16 protein-coding genes and 1 pseudogene are annotated in these 16,066 nt (G+C 69.7%); 11 read left to right on the forward strand and 6 right to left on the reverse strand.

Annotated features, from left to right (window positions below; translation table 11 throughout):
- The first annotated feature begins 106 nt into the window (after window positions 1–106).
- The 8 genes and pseudogenes from ACIHFE_RS15635 (at window position 107) to ACIHFE_RS15670 (ending at window position 5,094) form a co-directional block, all read left to right on the forward strand.
- Window positions 107–376: a hypothetical protein gene (locus ACIHFE_RS15635; protein WP_400106695.1), complete on the forward strand. Its 270-nt coding sequence runs from the start codon at window positions 107–109 to the stop codon at window positions 374–376.
- Window positions 360–866 carry a DUF6879 family protein gene (locus ACIHFE_RS15640; RefSeq protein WP_400106697.1) on the forward strand — a complete coding sequence of 169 codons (507 nt, stop codon included), beginning with the start codon at window positions 360–362 and terminating at the stop codon, window positions 864–866. Before ACIHFE_RS15635 ends, ACIHFE_RS15640 begins: the two co-directional genes overlap by 17 nt.
- Window positions 867–869: 3 nt before the next feature.
- Entirely contained in the window at window positions 870–1,718 is an 849-nt protein-coding gene (locus ACIHFE_RS15645; RefSeq protein ID WP_400106699.1) for a helix-turn-helix domain-containing protein, read from the forward strand.
- Between the two features lie 93 nt (window positions 1,719–1,811).
- Entirely contained in the window at window positions 1,812–2,117 is a 306-nt protein-coding gene (locus ACIHFE_RS15650) for a hypothetical protein (protein ID WP_400106701.1), read from the forward strand.
- A gap of 57 nt (window positions 2,118–2,174) precedes the next feature.
- Window positions 2,175–2,288 (forward strand): annotated as a pseudogene (locus tag ACIHFE_RS15655) (carbon-nitrogen family hydrolase); the annotation flags it as partial.
- 68 nt (window positions 2,289–2,356) lie between these two features.
- On the forward strand, window positions 2,357–2,773 hold the full coding sequence (locus ACIHFE_RS15660) for a prevent-host-death protein (protein WP_400106703.1): 417 nt from the start codon (window positions 2,357–2,359) through the stop codon (window positions 2,771–2,773).
- A complete protein-coding gene (locus tag ACIHFE_RS15665) occupies window positions 2,770–3,195 on the forward strand; it encodes a cytotoxic translational repressor of toxin-antitoxin stability system (RefSeq protein WP_400106705.1) in 426 nt (141 codons plus the stop codon). Before ACIHFE_RS15660 ends, ACIHFE_RS15665 begins: the two co-directional genes overlap by 4 nt.
- Window positions 3,196–3,273: 78 nt before the next feature.
- Entirely contained in the window at window positions 3,274–5,094 is a 1,821-nt protein-coding gene (locus ACIHFE_RS15670; RefSeq protein ID WP_400106707.1) for an NHL domain-containing thioredoxin family protein, read from the forward strand.
- 6 nt (window positions 5,095–5,100) lie between these two features.
- Here ACIHFE_RS15670 and ACIHFE_RS15675 read toward each other — a convergent pair whose 3' ends face one another.
- From ACIHFE_RS15675 to ACIHFE_RS15690, 4 genes are all read right to left on the reverse strand, one after another.
- On the reverse strand, window positions 5,101–5,325 hold the full coding sequence (locus ACIHFE_RS15675; protein ID WP_400106708.1) for a hypothetical protein: 225 nt from the start codon (window positions 5,323–5,325) through the stop codon (window positions 5,101–5,103).
- A gap of 77 nt (window positions 5,326–5,402) precedes the next feature.
- Window positions 5,403–6,032 carry a DUF4232 domain-containing protein gene (locus ACIHFE_RS15680; RefSeq protein WP_400106710.1) on the reverse strand — a complete coding sequence of 210 codons (630 nt, stop codon included), beginning with the start codon at window positions 6,030–6,032 and terminating at the stop codon, window positions 5,403–5,405.
- Window positions 6,033–6,106: 74 nt separating this feature from the next.
- Window positions 6,107–7,396, reverse strand: a complete 1,290-nt coding sequence (locus ACIHFE_RS15685; protein WP_400106712.1) for a M18 family aminopeptidase — start codon at window positions 7,394–7,396, stop codon at window positions 6,107–6,109.
- A 192-nt stretch (window positions 7,397–7,588) separates the two neighbouring features.
- Entirely contained in the window at window positions 7,589–9,415 is a 1,827-nt protein-coding gene (locus ACIHFE_RS15690) for an acyl-CoA dehydrogenase (RefSeq protein ID WP_400106714.1), read from the reverse strand.
- Between the two features lie 132 nt (window positions 9,416–9,547).
- Between ACIHFE_RS15690 and ACIHFE_RS15695 the strand changes: the two genes are divergently transcribed.
- Window positions 9,548–10,000, forward strand: coding sequence for an SseB family protein (locus tag ACIHFE_RS15695; RefSeq protein ID WP_400106716.1), 453 nt, complete (start codon window positions 9,548–9,550; stop codon window positions 9,998–10,000).
- Between the two features lie 21 nt (window positions 10,001–10,021).
- On the opposite strand, the gene ACIHFE_RS15700 is transcribed toward ACIHFE_RS15695, so the two are convergent.
- A complete protein-coding gene (locus ACIHFE_RS15700; RefSeq protein WP_400106718.1) occupies window positions 10,022–10,972 on the reverse strand; it encodes a trypsin-like serine peptidase in 951 nt (316 codons plus the stop codon).
- Window positions 10,973–11,044: 72 nt separating this feature from the next.
- Here ACIHFE_RS15700 and ACIHFE_RS15705 point away from each other — a divergent pair, with 72 nt between their 5' ends.
- Entirely contained in the window at window positions 11,045–12,001 is a 957-nt protein-coding gene (locus ACIHFE_RS15705; RefSeq protein WP_400106720.1) for a pirin family protein, read from the forward strand.
- 32 nt (window positions 12,002–12,033) lie between these two features.
- Here ACIHFE_RS15705 and ACIHFE_RS15710 read toward each other — a convergent pair whose 3' ends face one another.
- The gene (locus ACIHFE_RS15710; protein ID WP_400106721.1) at window positions 12,034–14,154 is read right to left on the reverse strand and encodes a SpoIIE family protein phosphatase; all 2,121 of its coding nucleotides are present in this window, start codon (window positions 14,152–14,154) and stop codon (window positions 12,034–12,036) included.
- A 150-nt stretch (window positions 14,155–14,304) separates the two neighbouring features.
- On the opposite strand from ACIHFE_RS15710, the gene aspS reads away from it, so the two are divergent.
- On the forward strand, window positions 14,305–16,065 hold the full coding sequence (aspS, locus tag ACIHFE_RS15715; protein WP_400106724.1) for an aspartate--tRNA ligase: 1,761 nt from the start codon (window positions 14,305–14,307) through the stop codon (window positions 16,063–16,065).
- Window position 16,066: the final 1 nt, after the last annotated feature.

The raw sequence follows: 16,066 nt of genomic DNA on the forward strand, positions 1-16,066 counted from the left end.
CTTGTGCCGTAAGTCGCTGGCCAGTAGGCACCCTTGACGCCCTCCACTGAACGCGCGATGGTCGTGCAACCGGTCGCAATCACGTCGACACAGGGAGTGGGCAGGCATGAAGCTGCGGTTCCTTGGGATCATCCCTAACACGCCCGGCAACGAGTCTCCGACGATCTGGCTGGACGAGGGCAGCGGGGATCTGCTGATCCAGTCGTACCTTGCCACGGAAGAGGAAGTGAAGGCGTGCCAAGAGGTTGGTTCGATCCCCGGTCATGGGACGGAAGTTCCGGATCACGAAGCGATCGTCAGGCTCCCGAAAATCATGATCCAGTACATCCCTCGGCCTGACAGTGAGGATGAGGCGAGCGGTGGCAACGACGCTTGAGCAGGAGTGGTCTCAAGTCACCAAGAGCGCTGTGCACTTGGAGATGCGAGACAGCTACATCCGGGATGACCCCGCGTTCATCGCATGGCAAGAGGGCCGCGTATCCGATGCGGTCGCTGCCTACCAGGCGTGGACCGATCTGATGCGGGAGGCGACATCGCGCGGGGTGGTTGTGCGCCGTGCCCGGATTGTCAGCGAACCTCTCTCGGATTACTGCCGGTTCGAATACGACGTGACCCCACAGGTCAACCTCGCCGGCGGTGAACAGGTGCGCTGGCTGCCCCGGCGTCGCGCCTCGGACATCGCGCTGCCCGGCAACGACTTCTGGATCTTCGACGGCGAGCACGGGAAGTTCAACCACTTCACGGGCGAAGGGGCGTCGGCCGGGCCCGAACCTATCGGTGACCCGCGAGTGATCAAGCTGTGCGCCGATGCGTTCGAGGCTGTGTGGCAACGCGCGATTCCGCACGAGGAGTACAAGCCCGTCTGAACCATGGCAGCTTCGTCATCGTCCAGTGTCCAGGCGGCCCGGCAGGTCCTTGCGGACCGTCTCCGCGAGATGTGCCGGGACGCCGGCCTGGAAGGCAAACAACTTGCGGCGGCGTGCGGCTGGCACCCGTCCAAGGTATCCCGGATATCAACAGCGAAGACCGCGCCGAGCGCTGACGATATCCGTGCATGGTGCCGGGCGTGTGGCCGTGAGGATCAGACAGACGACTTGATCGCTTCCCTGCGTGCTGTCGAGGGAATGTGGCTGCACTGGCATCGCATGGAGCGCACCGGATTGCGGCATGCTCAGGAGTCGGTCCTCCCGCTGTATGAGCGCACCCGGCGATTCCGTGCCTACTCGCCGAACTTTGTCCCCGGCCTCATTCAGACCTACGACTACACCGAGGCCGTGCTGCGCGCGGTGCAGCGACGCCGGGTTGCGGTCGACGACGTGGCCGACGCGGTGGCCGTCCGTATGGAGCGGCAGCGGGTGCTGTACGAGGGGCAAAGGTGCTTCGCCTTTCTCTTGGAGGAGACGGCCCTCCGTAACTCCCTCGGGGGCGCGGATGTGCAGCGTGAACAGCTTGAGCACCTACTGGCGGTCGGCCAATTGCCCAATATCAGCCTGGGCGTTGTCCGCGACCGGCCAGACCGAACGCGCATGCCGGTGGAGGGGTTCTGGATCTACGACACGGCACAGGTCAACGTCGAGTTGGTGTCCGGCTATCTCACGATCACCCAGCCGAGCGAGATCGCCATGTACGCGGACGCCTTCGCCGACTTGGCCGGCCTTGCCGTCTACGGGGCGAGGGCACGCGCACTGATCACGGCAACCATGGATGCGCTCCGGTAACTGCCCTGCAATCTCGTAGAAGCTCCTGGGAGCCTGGAACCCGCGCTTCCTAGCGTGTCGTCATGCGGACGACACAAGGAGCCGGTGAATCGCATGACTGAGCAACAACAGGGCGCCCAGCGGCCCGTGAAGATGACGATGCGCGTGTCCCGGGACACCGGCCGCACCTGGGGCCCGACCGTGCAGGTACCGGCGACCAAAGAGGCCACCGGGGAGCGCGCGAGCGGTGCCTTCCCGCCCTGTGGGTGCCCCCGTTGCGCACCCGCCGAGGGCGACCGCTGCGCCGAGTGCGCCCGGATCAAGGCAGAGCGCGCGGCCGCGTTCGAACAGGGCGATGCGAGCAGGGTCAGCGACTGCATCGTGCTCATGGGCAGGCATCTGCGGGAGGCGCACGCCTGAGGCCCCGGCGGGCCCCTTGTCTGGGCGCCCCCGCCGTGGCATTGCCGGCATCCGCGCGGCGTCCCGCGGGCCGGTCACTCACTGATCGTCGACCTCTGGGGCGAGGTGCTGGCCGAGGCGGGCTACGGCGAGGAGATCCTCATGGCGGACCTGGCCCCGGGGCGGGGCTGAGTACGTCACGTACTTGACGTACTTCGCTTCTTGGCGCAGCCTGGGAGCAGGCGCAGAAGGAGGCTCCCATGTCGGCAGTGCACTACGAGAGCTACACCGAGGCCCGCGCCCACCTGAAAGACCTGCTGGACGCCGCAGAGGAAGGCCGCGTCGCCACCGTCCGCCGGGACGCCGGACGAGCCGCGATCGTCGACGTCGAGCGACTGCGGCGCTTTCTCTCGCTGGTGACTGCCTCCAAGGCGGAGGTGGTGGCCGAAGCCGGCGGCTGGTCGGTCTTCCTCCCGGGGCTTCCGGTTGCCGCCGATGGCGCGACCTTTGACGAGGCCATAGCGGAGATGGTCCAGGCACTGCGCGAATACGCCGACGACTGGCAGGACAGGTTGCGGACCGCCCCCAACCACCAGGACAACTGGGGCCTTGTGCAGCTGATCGAGCTCAGTGACGACCGGCAGCTCACCGAATGGCTGGTGGGTGACGCCCCATGACCTGGCCACAGCCGAATCGTGAACGGCACGACCGCTTCTGCCAGACCGAGGGCTGGAAGCGCGTCCGGGACGCACGCGGGCGTACCGGCACCCATCACCTCACCTATGAACTGACGCTCCACGACGGCCGGGTGCTGCGCACCAGGATCTCCCATCCGGCCGACCGCACGGTCTATGGAGCCGCGATATGGCGGCACATTCTCCGCGATCAACTGGATGTGTCCGAAGATGCATTCTGGGACTGCGTATTGCGAGGCAGTCTTCCTGACCGAGGCGCTCCGGAGCCACCGCGCCGGTCACTGCCCGCCGATCTGGTGCACCTGCTGATCCACCGGGTGGGACTGTCGGACGCGACGGTTGCCGGCATGGACAAGGAGGAGGCCCTGGAGAGGCTTCACCGGTTCTGGGCCGACGGGGAATGAACCGACAGTCTCGGTGAGCGGGACGACAGGCCAAACGCCCGTGACACCCCGTTCACACCCCAATGGCACCCTGGAAGCATGAACGCCGCACCCACCCCCCGCCGTGCCCGAGTCCGTGCCCCCGAGCTGACCGGAAAGGGCGGGTGGCTCAACACCGGAGGTGAGGAGCTCTCTCTCGCGGCGTTGCGCGGCAAGGTGGTGATCCTCGATTTTTGGACCTTCTGCTGTGTCAACTGCCTGCATGTCCTGGACGAGTTGCGGGAGCTGGAGGAGAAGCACCGGGACACCACCGTGGTGATCGGGGTGCACTCGCCCAAGTTCGTCCATGAGGCCGACCACCAGGCGGTGGTGGACGCGGTGGAGCGCTACCAGGTGCACCATCCGGTGCTGGACGACCCGGAGCTGGCCACCTGGAAGCAGTACGCGGTGCGGGCCTGGCCCACCCTGGTGGTGGTGGACCCGGAGGGGTACATCGTGGCCCAGCACGCCGGTGAGGGGCATGCGCACGCCCTGGAGAAGCTGGTCGGCGAGCTGGAGGCGGAGCACGGGGCCAAGGGGACGCTACGGCGCGGGGACGGGCCCTATGTGGCGCCGGAGCCGGTGGCGGGCGGGCTGCGGTTCCCGGGGAAGGCGCTGGCGCTGCCGGGCGGCACCTTCCTGGTGTCGGACACCACCCGGCACCAGCTGGTGGAGCTGGAGGCGGACGGCGAGGCGGTGCGGCGGCGGATCGGCACCGGGGAGCGCGGGTTCACGGACGAGCCGGCCCGGTTCAGCGAGCCGCAGGGCCTGGCGCTGCTGCCGGACGGGCGGGTGATCGTGGCGGACACCGTCAACCATGCGCTGCGCACCTTCGACCCGGAGACCGGGGCGGTGCGCACCGTGGCCGGCACCGGGCGGCAGTGGTGGCAGGGGTCGGCGACCGCCGGGGACGCCCGTGGGGTGGACCTGTCCTCGCCCTGGGACGTGGCCTGGTTCGCCGGCCGGGTGTGGATCGCCATGGCGGGGGTGCACCAGCTGTGGACGTATGACGAGGAGACCGGGACGGTGGCGGTGGCGGCGGGCACCACCAATGAGGGCCTGGTGGACGGGCCCGCCGCCGAGGCCTGGTTCGCCCAGCCCTCCGGGCTGGCGGCGGCCGGGGACCGGCTGTGGGTGGCCGACTCGGAGACCTCGGCGCTGCGGTATGTGGAGCGCGACGGGGAGGACTACACGGTGCGTACGGCCGTGGGCACCGGGCTGTTCGACTTCGGGCACCGGGACGGGGAGGCCGGCCAGGCGCTGTTCCAGCACCCCCTGGGGGTGACCGCGCTGCCGGACGGCTCGGTGGCGGTGTCCGACACCTACAACCACGCGCTGCGCCGCTATGACCCGGCCACCGGGCAGGTCGGCACGCTGGCCACGGATCTCCGGGAGCCCTCGGACGCGGTGCTGGCGGGCGAGGACATCGTGGTGGTGGAGTCGGCCCGGCACCGGCTGACCCGGCTGCGGCTGCCGGAGGAGGCGGTACGGGTGGCGGGCGTGGCCCACCGCACCCGCCGTGAGGCCACCGAGGTGGCTCCCGGGCGGCTGCGGCTGGAGGTGGTCTTCCAGGCCCCGGCCGGGCAGAAGCTGGACACCCGCTACGGTCCGTCCACCCGGCTGCTGGTCAGCGCCACTCCGCCGGAGCTGCTGGCGGAGGGCGCGGGCAAGGGCAGTGAACTGGCCCGGGAGCTGGTGCTGGCGGACGGGGTGGGCGAGGGAGTGCTGCATATCTCGGCCATGGCCGCGTCATGTGATGACGACCCGGACAACGAATACCCGGCCTGCCATGTGCATCAGCAGGACTGGGGAGTTCCGGTGCGGGTGACGGTGGGCGGTGCCGGGCGGCTGCCGCTGGTGCTCGCGGGGCTCGACGGCTGACCGGGGTCAGCGTATGAAGCGGTGGTCCTCCTCGATCACCGGGGCCGCCGGAGGCGGTGGCTGTACCCGGCGGCGCTTGTAGATGGCGACATAGGCGTTCAGTCCGATGAACCCCACCACCATCATGATCAGGCCCGCCAGGTGGACGTTGACGCCATGCATATGCCAGTCGACGGCGAAGGTGAGGATCGCCCCGACGGTGATCAGACCGATGCAGGCTGCCATGCCCATGGGGAGCACTCCTTCCACGAGTGGTCGGCCGCCCCTTCGGCTACCCCGGGGCGGGCCGGCCAACCACCCGTGGCCGGCTACCACTTGAGCGCGGCGGCCTCGCTGTCCTGCCAGTAGGTGGTCTGCGAGGAGTCGTCCACATGCAGCGAACCCGAGGGCAGTGCGGCCTGGGTCTCGCCGCCCTCCACCGGGTCGCCGCCCTCCGCCTGGAGGCCGACGTTCAGCTGCTTGGCGTCCCGCCCGGTGCCGCCGGAGCCGTCCGCGGAGGAGGTGCGCACCCCCGCGTAGGCGGACTTGCCGGCGGCCAGCTTCACCGGCTTGGCGGGCTTGCTCTGGTCCACCGAGGCCGCCGAGGCCTGGTCCTGGTCGAAGCGCAGGAAGGGGAAGCCGTAGGTGGTGCACGCCTTCTTGGCGGTGGCCACCAGCAGCAGGTGCCGGTCGGGCGAACTGACCTGCCTGGCCTCGATCTTCACATCGGCGGGCGTACAGGCGTCGCCCTTGGCCGCGCCCTTGGCGGCGCTGTCCTCGCCCTCGTCGCCGGCGTCTTCACCGCCGTCGGCGCCGTCCGCGGTCTGCGAGTCGGCCTTGTCGCTCTTGGTGCTCTTGTCCTTGTTGTCTGAACTGCCGCCGCCACCACAGGCGGTGAGGGTCAGGGTGGCGATCGCGGTCAGCGCGGCGGCCGCGGTACGCAGGGTGCGGGTGCTCATGGGAGGTTCCCCCGGAATGGGATGGCTGCGGGTGGTACGGCCAGATCATGCCGCAGTCCGGGGGAACCGTCGCGTCAACCCTCCAGGAAGGCGGTGAGCACCGCGGCCAGCAGGTACGGATCGTCCGCCCCGCACAGCTCGCGGGCCGAGTGCATGGACAGCAGTCCCACCCCGATGTCCACCGTGGCGATGCCGTGCCGGGCCGCGGTGATCGGGCCGATGGTGGTGCCGCAGGACACCGAGTTGTTGGAGACAAAGTGCTGGAAGGGCACGCCCGCCCGCTCGCAGGCGGCGGTGAACACGGCCCGGCCGGTGCCCTCGGTGGCATAGCGCTGGTTGACGTTGCTCTTCAGCAGCGGGCCGCCGTTGGGCAGCGGCAGATGCCCGGGCTCATGCCGTTCGGGGTAGTTGGGGTGGACGACATGGCCGGTGTCGGAGGACAGGCAGACGGTGCCGGCGAAGGCCCGTGCCCGGTCCTCGTAGCTGCCGCCACGGGCGTAGACGGAGCGTTCCAGCACCGAGCCCAGCAGCGGGCTCTCCGCGCCGGTGTCGGACTGGCTGCCGTTCTCCTCGTGGTCGAAGGCGGCCAGCACCGGGATGCAGGGCAGCTGTTCACCGCTCACCGCGGCGGTCAGCGCGGCCGTGGCGGCGTGCACGGACAGCAGGTTGTCCATCCGGGGCCCGGCCACCAGCTCCCGGTCCCGGCCCAGATAGGCGGGCGGCTCCACGCTGTGCGCCATCAGGTCCCAGCCGACGACCTCCTCGGCGGTGGTCCCGGCCTCCTCGGCGACAAACCGGATCAGCGCGCCCTCGTCCACCGGCCCCAGGCCCCAAATCGGCGTCATATGACGCTGTTTGTCCAGCCGGAGGCCGTCATTGACGCTGCGGTCCAGGTGGATGGCCAGCTGCGGTACGCGCAGCAGCGGACGGTCCACATGGACCAGCCGGCTGCTGCCGTCGCGCAGCGTGATCCGGCCGGACAGGCCCAGATCGCGGTCGAGCCAGGAGTTGAGCAGCATGCCGCCGTAGACCTCGACGGCCACCTGCCGCCAGCCGTGCGAGCCGGTGTCCGGCAGCGGCTTGACGCGCAGATTGGGGGAGTCGGTGTGCGCACCGGCGATCCGGAACGGGGTGGCCGGGGTGGCGCCCTCGGGCACGTACCAGGCGATGATGGCGCCGCCGCGGATGACATACCTGCCACCGGCCGTGGCGTCCCAGGGATCGGTCTCGGCGACCTGGCGGAAACCCGCCTTCTCCAGCCGCTCCGCGGTGTTGGCCACCGCGTGGTAGGGCGACGGACTTGCGGCGAGGTAGGTCAACAGGTCGTCGGTGTGGCCGCGGTCGAAGCGGTGCGCAGAGCTCATGGCCTCCAGGATAGGCACGCGGGCAAGCGGCGCCGCGGAGGCGGAAAGGCCGTGGACCCGCTCCCTCCCCGGAGCGGGCCCACGGCTGGTACGGACGGCACGGAAGCGCTCCGCGGTAAGGCGGATACGCGACCGAGGGCCGTCCGTGGCTGGTCGGGCAGTTCCCGGCGCCCCTCCGGGGCGCGGGACTGCCTAGAACGCGGCCTCGTCCAGCTCCATCAGCGACTGGTCGACCGACTCGGCGAGCGCGCGCTCGGACGCCAGGCGCGGCAGGATCTCGCGGGCGAAGAACTTCGCCGCCGCGATCTTGCCGGTGTAGAAGGACTTGTCCTTGGCCGAGGCGCCGGCCAGCTTCTCGGCGGCCACCGCGGCGCCCTTGAGCAGCAGGTAGGCGACGACCACATCACCGGAGGCCATCAGCAGGCGGGTGGTGTTCAGGCCCACCTTGTAGATGTTCTTGACGTCCTGCTCGGTGGCGGCGAGGTCGGTCAGCATGGCGCCGACGATGCCCTCCAGGTCCACCGCGGCCTTGGCCAACTGCTCGCGGGCGGCGGCCAGTTCCTCGCCGCCGGGGGCCTCGGCCAGGAACTTCTTGATCTCCTCGGAGAGGGTGGTGAGCGCCTGGCCCTGGTCACGGACGATCTTCCGGAAGAAGAAGTCCTGGCCCTGGATGGCGGTGGTGCCCTCGTAGAGGGTGTCGATCTTGGCGTCCCGGATGTACTGCTCGACCGGGTACTCCTGGAGGTAGCCGGAGCCGCCGAAGGTCTGGAGCGACTGGGCCAGCTGCTCGTAGGACTTCTCCGAGCCATAGCCCTTGACGATCGGCAGCAGCAGGTCGTTGAGGCCGTGCAGCGGCTTGGCGTCCTCGCCGGCCGCCTCCTTGGCCAGGATCTCGTCCTGGACGGTGGCGGTGTAGAGCACCAGGGCGCGCATGCCCTCCGCGTACGCCTTCTGCGTCATCAGCGAGCGGCGCACATCCGGGTGGTGGGTGATGGTGACCTTGGGGGCGGTCTTGTCGGTGAAGCTCGCCAGGTCCGGGCCCTGGACGCGCTCCTTGGCGTACTCAAGGGCGTTGAGGTAGCCGGTGGAGAGGGTGGCGATGGCCTTCGTGCCGACCATCATCCGGGCGAACTCGATGATCCGGAACATCTGCCGGATGCCGTCGTGCTTGTCGCCGATCAGCCAGCCCTTGGCGGGGTGCTTGTCGCCGAAGGTCATCTCACAGGTGTTGGACGCCTTCAGGCCCATCTTGTGCTCGACGTTGGTGGCGTAGACGCCGTTGCGCGCGCCCAGTTCACCGGTCTCGAAGTCGAACTCGTACTTGGGGACGAGGAAGAGGGAGAGGCCCTTGGTGCCCGGGCCGTGGCCCTCGGGGCGGGCGAGGACGTAGTGGAGGATGTTCTCCGCCATGTCGTGCTCACCGGAGGTGATGAAGCGCTTGACGCCCTCGATGTGCCAGGAGCCGTCCTCCTGCTGGATGGCCTTGGTGCGGCCGGCGCCCACGTCCGAGCCGGCGTCCGGCTCGGTGAGGACCATGGTGGAGCCCCACTGCTTCTCCACCGCGACCTTGGCGATGTGCTTCTGCTGCTCGTTGCCCTCCTCGAAGAGGATGCCGGCGAACGCCGGGCCCGAGGAGTACATCCACACCGCCGGGTTGGAGCCCAGGATCGCCTCGGCGTACGCCCAGATCAGGGTGCGGGGCACCACGGTGCCGCCGATCTCCTCCGGGATGCCCAGGCGCCACCACTCGGCGTCCATGTACGCCTGGTAGCTCTTCTTGAAGGTCTCGGGGACCGGGGCGGTGTTGGTCTCCGGGTCGAAGACCGGCGGGTTGCGGTCGGCGTCCGCGTACGAGGCGGCCAGCTCGTTCTCCGCGAGGCGGGTGATCTCGGACAGCACGCTCTTGGCGGTCTCGACGTCCATCTCCGCGAACGGGCCGGTGCCGTACTGCTGGTCGCGACCGAGCACCTCGAAGAGGTTGAACTCGATGTCGCGGAGATTCGACTTGTAGTGGCCCATGACGACGGCTCCGTAAGGGGTGACGGGCAGGACTGCCTCTGTGCGTACCGGTCAGTAAGCTGCATGATGCTACCGGTCGGTAATAAGGCGCAACCCCTGTTCGGGCAACTGTGACTCGTTACGCTTCTGCCCATGTACGGCTACGACCAGAACGTGGGACAGCAGGGCTATGTGCCTCCGCAGCAGCCCGGCGGCTACCCGGACCAGCCGCTTTACCCCGAGCCGTCGCCGCCGTCGCTCGCGGATGCGGTGCGGGCGTTCACGACCGGGCAGATGTCCCCGGAAGACTTCCAGATGATCTTCGCCAATTCGAAGGTGTACTGCCCGCGGGGGGACAATCCAGGCTTTCTCGCCCTGCACAACACTCAGCAGCCGGTGATCCCGATGTTCACCTCGCTGAAGGAGCTGCGCCGCTACGCGGGCAAGGAGTCCAAGTACTTTGTGATCACCGGGGCGGAGGTGATCGACCTGCTGCCGACGGGCTATGGGTTTGTGCTCGACATGGAGGGCGATCACCGGATGGTGTTCGACGCCAAGGCGGTTGAGCAGATGGTGGACTTCGCGATGCGGCGGATGTACGGGTAACGATCGGCGCCGCACCCGGCGCTACTTGGTGGCCCGCTCGTACAACGCCCGTACCCCGTCCCCGAAGTACGAGCTGTACGAGGTCTCGTCGTCACCGCCCTCGTCCTTGCCGCCGAGGACACCGTTGACCGTGCCCAGGCCGGTGGTCTGGTCCACATCGGTCAGCACCGGGCTGCCGCTGGTCCCGCTGGGCAACCCCTCGCAGTCGAAGCGCAGTTGGGTCGCGCTGTACATCCGGGTCGCGTTCTGGCAGCCCAGCGGGGTCTCGCTGTCGCTGGGATAACCCAGCACCCGCGCCGGCCGGGGCGTCGGGGGACGGAAGGCGATCCGTTCGGCCCCGGTCACCCGCTCGATCGGGGTCGCGGACCCGACCTGGCGCACATGCAGGAAGGCCACATCGTGGTCCTCGTCCCGGTCGCTGATCCACTCCGGGTCGATGTCGATGGAGGTCGGCACCCAGACCCCGTAGGGCGCCACCCCATCGTGGTAGCCGGGAACAAACGCGATGTCCGTGTGGAAGCCGTTCTGGTGAACGCAGTGCGCGGCGGTGACCAGCAGATCGGCGGTGGGGCTGTGCACCACGCTCGCGGTGCAGCCATGGCCCGGGTCCCCCTGGCCGGTGTAGAACAGCGGCCCGATCGCGGGCGAGGGAGCCACTCCCCGGGCGGCCAGCGGCTTGGAGGCGGGCAGCGGGTCGGTGCGTCCCGCCCGGTCCTCCCGGTCCGCGGCCTGCGGCACCGAGGGGCGTGCCGATGGTGTGGCGGGCGGCCGGACCGCCGACCGCATGGCCTGGTCCGTCTCCCTGCCCCGCCCGGCCGGCTCCCGGTAGTGCCCGGAGGCGTCGCCCTGGGCGAGCGGCTCGTCGGTGGCCGCGCCATGGGTGGCCACCAGCAGCCCCACAAAGGCCAGGACCACCACCGTGGCGAGGAGAACGGCGAGCCCGGCCCGGCCGGGTCTGACTTTCAGGCGCATTGCGGAATGATCCCACCTTGTGGGTTGTTCAGTATTCAACTAAGTTGGAAGCGGAACACCAAGGAGGCCGTCATGCCCGCAGTGACCGTAGAGAACCCGCTGAACCTGCCCCGCGTCGCGGCGCCCGCCGGAGAGAGCGTCACCCGGCCCGTGCTCGCGGTCTCGACGGCGCCCAGTGGCTTCGAGGGCGAGGGATTCCCGGTGCGCCGGGCCTTCGCCGGGATCGACTACACCCACCTCGACCCGTTCATCATGATGGATCAGATGGGCGAGGTGGACTACGCGGCCGGCGAGCCCAAGGGCACCCCCTGGCACCCGCACCGCGGCTTCGAGACCGTCACGTACCTGATCGACGGCACCTTTGTGCACCAGGACTCGCACGGCGGCGGTGGCGTGATCACCGACGGCGACACCCAGTGGATGACCGCCGGGTCCGGCCTGCTGCACATCGAGGCGCCGCCGGAGGAGCTGGTGCGGTCCGGTGGTCTCTTCCACGGTCTCCAGCTGTGGGTGAACCTGCCCGCGCGGGACAAGATGATCACGCCCAGGTACCAGGACATCCGCGGCGGCAGCGTCCGGCTGCTGGCCTCCCCGGACGGCGGCGCGCTGGTCCGGCTGATCGCCGGCGATGTGGCGGGCCACCGGGGCCCGGGCGCGACCCATACGCCCATCACCATGATCCACGCCTCGGTGAGCCCGGGCGCCGAGCTGGTGCTGCCCTGGCGGCCGGAGTTCAACGCGCTGGCCTACGGCCTGGCCGGCCATGGCTCGGCCGGGGCGGAGGGGCGTCCGTTCCGGATGGGCCAGACGGTGGTCTTCGGGCAGGGCGACAGCCTGACCGTACGGGCGGACCGCAGCCAGGAGTCCCGCACCGAGAACTTCGAGGTGGTACTGCTGGGCGGGCTGCCGATCAGGGAGCCGATGATGCACTACGGCCCCTTTGTGATGAACACCCACGCCGAACTCGCCCAGGCCGTCGAGGACTTCAAGGCGGGCCGGCTGGGCACCGTCCCCGCGCCGACGGCCTGAACCGGACGTCGGCGGCCTGGGCCGGACGGGGGTCAGGTGATCGACTCCAGGTCCGTCGCCACCGGCGAGGCCGACTCATAGAGCTCGAACCAGATGTTCTTGCCCTCGCCCCGTGGCTCCACGCCCCAGGCCCCGGCGAGCAGCTCCATCAGCACCAGGCCGCGCCCGGAGGAGGCCATCTCGCCCGGGTGGCGGCGGTGCGGCAGTTCATCACTGCTGTCGGCGACGTCCACCCGGATCCGGCGGTTGCCGGACTCCCCGGATATCGCCGCCATCAGCAGGGCGTCCCCGTCGGTGTGCACCAGGACATTGGTGAGCATCTCGGAGACCATCAGCACCGCCGAGTCGACCTGCTCCGCGTCCGTCCAGCCGCGCATCAGCTCGCGCACCTGGTGGCGGGCCTGGGCGATGCGCTCGGGCTCCGCCTGGGCGATGGACATCACGGTGCGGCGCGGCGGGACGGCCACCGCCCCGGCGGGCGGCGGCTCGCGGTGCAGCAGCAGCAGGGCGATGTCGTCCTCCCGCCGGTCCACCAGCGGCCCGGTGGTGTAGTGCGAGGACGGGCCGTGCACGGCCTGCACCAGCAGGTCGGCCAGCTTCTCCAGCCCGTCCTCGTGCTCGGCGAGCGGATGGCCCTCGATGATCTCGCGCAGCCGGTTCCAGCCGGTCTCCAGGTCATGGCCGCCGGTCTCGATCAGCCCGTCAGTGCAGACCAGCATGGTCTCGTCGGGCTCCAGCACCAGCCAGGTGGTGGGGTAGTCGGTGTCCGGGTCGATGCCCAGCGGCAGCCCGCCCGCCGTGGAGCGGACCAGCATGGTGCCGTCGCTCAGCCGGATGGCCGGGTCGGGGTGCCCGGCCCGGGCGATCACCAGCAGTCCGGTGGCCGGGTCCACCTCGATATAGAGACAGGTGGCGAAGCGCGGGTCCACCGCCTCCTCACCGGTGCCGTTGATGCCGGCCAGGAAGCGGGAGGCCCGGGAGAGCACGGCGTCCGGGTGGTGGCCCTCGGAGGCATAGGCGCGCAGCGCGATCCGCAGCTGGCCCATCAGCCCGGCGGCCCGTACGTCATGCCCCTGGACATCCCCGATGACCAGGGCGCTCTTGCCATTGGGCAGCGGGATCATGTCGTACCAGTCGCCGCCCACCTGGAGCCCGCCGCCGGTGGGGACATAGCGCGCGGCCACCGACATCCCGGGCAGGTCCGGCTGGACGGTGGGCATCATCGAGCGCTGCAGGCCGACCGAGAGCTCCTTCTCCGCCTCGTGGTCGCTGGCCCGGCTGAGTGCCTGGGCGAGCATCCGGGCCACCGTGGTGAGCACCGAGCGCTCGTCGGGGGTGAAGGACACCGGCACGCTGAAGCCGGCCATCCAGGCGCCTATGGTCTGCCCGGCGTGGATCAGCGGCAGAAAGGCCCAGGACTGGCGGTGGAACCGGGCCACCAGCTGCCAGACCGCCGGGAAGCGGCGCTCGTAGTCGGCGGGGGAGGGGATGTAGATGGCGCGCCCGGTGCGGATCACCTCGGCGGCCGGGTGCCGGGCGTCCAGCGGCAGGTCCAGGAAGGCCTCCAGGTCCTGGGGTCCGTAGCCGTGCTGGCCGAGCATGGCCATCCGGCCGGCCTCGGCCCCGTACACCGCCAGCGCCGAGGGCTCGAAGCCCGGCATGGACAGGCCCGCCGCCACCCGCAGCACCTCGGCGGTGGACCGGGCCTCGGCCAGCGCCCGGCCGGCGTCCAGCAGGAATGCCTCGCGGTTGCGCCGCCAGTCGCCGGTGACCATGGCGGCCCGGGCGGGAGCGGTGCCCGGCTGGGGTTCGGGGACCTCCTGGATGGTGCCGACCAGGATGGTGTGCTCGTCCTTTTGCACCTCGCGGGTGCGGCTGCGGACGGTGCGCAGCACCCGCCCCGCCTCGTCGACCACCCGCAGCCGGGCCTCGGCCAGGGTGCCCTCGGCCACCGCGAGGCTGATCACGCCCTGGATCTCCACCCAGTCCACCGCGTGGAAGCGCGCCCGGGCGGCGGATTCGGTCAGCTCACAGCGCTCGGCGGGCAGGCCCAGCAGCCGCGCGGCCTCGGCGTCGAAGGTGACGGTGCCCGAGGTGTTGTCCCAGTGCCAGAGCCCGGTCGCGACGGCGGCGAGTACGTCCTCGGTGCGCATTGCCCCACTTTATGCAGGTCTGTCCATCGCAGACCACTGAGGGCGGCGGTGGCAGTACCCTTGCTCAGTGCTGTATGCACGCTAACCCAGTGCGGAGAGCCAGTGCAGCGCCCTCTCGATCCACGCCTTCGACCACGACTTGGATGAACGATGCATCGTTACCGGTCCCACACCTGCGGCGAGCTCCGTGCGGCGGACGTCGACACCGACGTCCGGCTGAGTGGCTGGCTGCACAATAGGCGCGACCTGGGCGGCATCCTCTTCATCGATCTCCGTGACCACCACGGCATCACCCAGCTGGTGGCCCGCCCCGGCACCGCCGCCAATGAGGCGCTGAGCCACCTCACCAAGGAGACGGTGGTCCGCGTCGACGGCCTGGTGCGCAGCCGTGGCACCGAGAACGTCAACTCCGACCTGCCCACCGGTGAGATCGAGATCGAGGTCACCGAGGTGGAGGTGCTGGGCGCCGCCGAGCAGATCCCCTTCACCATCAACGCCGAGGACGGGGTGAACGAGGAGCGCCGCCTGGAGTACCGCTTCCTCGACCTGCGCCGTGAGCGCATGCACCGCAACATCATGCTGCGCACCGAGGTGATCCGGACCCTCCGCGAGGAGATGACCGCGCTCGGCTTCAACGAGCTGGCCACCCCGATCCTGTCCGCCACCTCCCCCGAGGGCGCGCGCGACTTCCTGGTCCCCTCCCGGCTGCACGCGGGCCGGTTCTACGCGCTGCCGCAGGCCCCGCAGCAGTTCAAGCAGCTGCTGATGATCGCGGGCTTCGACCGCTACTTCCAGATCGCGCCCTGCTTCCGTGACGAGGACGCCCGCGCCGACCGCTCGCCGGGCGAGTTCTACCAGCTCGACATGGAGATGTCCTTTGTCGAGCAGGAGGACGTCTTCCAGGTCATCGAGAAGGTGATGACCGACCTGTTCGAGAAGTTCGGCAACGGCCGCCATGTCACCTCGCCGTTCCCGCGCATCCCGTTCCGCCAGGCCATGCTCAAGTACGGCTCGGACAAGCCGGATCTGCGCGCCAAGCTCGAACTGACCGATGTCTCCGCGGTGTTCGCGGACAGCGGCTTCAAGGCCTTCGCCGGCAAGCATGTCCGTGCCCTGGCGGTGCCGGACACCGCGGGCCAGTCCCGCAAGTTCTTCGACGGGCTCGGTGAGTTCGCGGTCGAGCAGGGCGCCAAGGGTCTGGCCTGGGTCCGCGTCGGCGAGAACAACGAACTCGCCGGCCCGATCGCCAAGTTCCTCACCGAGGAGGACGTCAAGGCGCTCACCGAGGCCCTCGGCCTGGTCCCCGGCCACGCCGTGTTCTTCGGCGCGGGCGAGTTCGACGAGGTCTCCAAGATCATGGGCGCGGTCCGCGTCGAGGCCGCCAAGCGGGCCGGCCACTTCGAGGAGAACGTCTTCCGGTTCTGCTGGATCGTGGACTTCCCGATGTTCGAGAAGAACGAGGACACCGGGCAGATTGAGTTCTCCCACAACCCCTTCTCCATGCCGCAGGGCGGCCTGGAGGCCCTCAACACCATGGACCCGCTGGACATCCTGGCCTGGCAGTACGACATCGTCTGCAACGGCGTGGAGCTGTCCTCCGGCGCGATCCGTAACCACGAGCCTGACGTGATGTACAAGGCGTTCGAGATCGCCGGCTACTCCAACGAGGACGTGGAGCGCGAATTCGGCGGCATGCTGCGGGCGTTCAAGTTCGGCGCCCCGCCGCACGGCGGCATCGCGCCGGGCGTGGACCGCATGGTGATGCTGCTCGCCGACGAGCCCAACATTCGCGAGACCATCGCGTTCCCGCTCAACGGCAATGCGCAGGATCTGCTGATGGGTGCGCCCAGTGAGGTGGATGAGTCGCGACTGAAGGAGCTGCACCTGTCGCTCCGCAAGCCGACGGTGTAAT

Source organism: Streptomyces sp. NPDC052396, assembly GCF_044593195.1.
Classification (GTDB): domain Bacteria; phylum Actinomycetota; class Actinomycetes; order Streptomycetales; family Streptomycetaceae; genus Streptomyces.

Bases quoted from the DNA above. Each gene is read 5' to 3' on its own strand.
- ACIHFE_RS15650 (WP_400106701.1), top strand. From the start codon at position 1,812: ATGACTGAGCAACAACAGGGCGCCCAGCGGCCCGTGAAGATGACGATG.
- ACIHFE_RS15710 (WP_400106721.1), bottom strand. From the start codon at position 14,154: ATGCGCACCGAGGACGTACTCGCCGCCGTCGCGACCGGGCTCTGGCAC.
- ACIHFE_RS15665 (WP_400106705.1), top strand. From the start codon at position 2,770: ATGACCTGGCCACAGCCGAATCGTGAACGGCACGACCGCTTCTGCCAG.
- ACIHFE_RS15690 (WP_400106714.1), bottom strand. From the start codon at position 9,415: ATGGGCCACTACAAGTCGAATCTCCGCGACATCGAGTTCAACCTCTTC.
- ACIHFE_RS15705 (WP_400106720.1), top strand. From the start codon at position 11,045: ATGCCCGCAGTGACCGTAGAGAACCCGCTGAACCTGCCCCGCGTCGCG.
- ACIHFE_RS15670 (WP_400106707.1), top strand. From the start codon at position 3,274: ATGAACGCCGCACCCACCCCCCGCCGTGCCCGAGTCCGTGCCCCCGAG.
- ACIHFE_RS15660 (WP_400106703.1), top strand. From the start codon at position 2,357: ATGTCGGCAGTGCACTACGAGAGCTACACCGAGGCCCGCGCCCACCTG.
- ACIHFE_RS15635 (WP_400106695.1), top strand. From the start codon at position 107: ATGAAGCTGCGGTTCCTTGGGATCATCCCTAACACGCCCGGCAACGAG.
- ACIHFE_RS15700 (WP_400106718.1), bottom strand. From the start codon at position 10,972: ATGCGCCTGAAAGTCAGACCCGGCCGGGCCGGGCTCGCCGTTCTCCTC.
- ACIHFE_RS15675 (WP_400106708.1), bottom strand. From the start codon at position 5,325: ATGGGCATGGCAGCCTGCATCGGTCTGATCACCGTCGGGGCGATCCTC.
- ACIHFE_RS15645 (WP_400106699.1), top strand. From the start codon at position 870: ATGGCAGCTTCGTCATCGTCCAGTGTCCAGGCGGCCCGGCAGGTCCTT.
- ACIHFE_RS15695 (WP_400106716.1), top strand. From the start codon at position 9,548: ATGTACGGCTACGACCAGAACGTGGGACAGCAGGGCTATGTGCCTCCG.
- aspS (WP_400106724.1), top strand. From the start codon at position 14,305: ATGCATCGTTACCGGTCCCACACCTGCGGCGAGCTCCGTGCGGCGGAC.
- ACIHFE_RS15685 (WP_400106712.1), bottom strand. From the start codon at position 7,396: ATGAGCTCTGCGCACCGCTTCGACCGCGGCCACACCGACGACCTGTTG.
- ACIHFE_RS15680 (WP_400106710.1), bottom strand. From the start codon at position 6,032: ATGAGCACCCGCACCCTGCGTACCGCGGCCGCCGCGCTGACCGCGATC.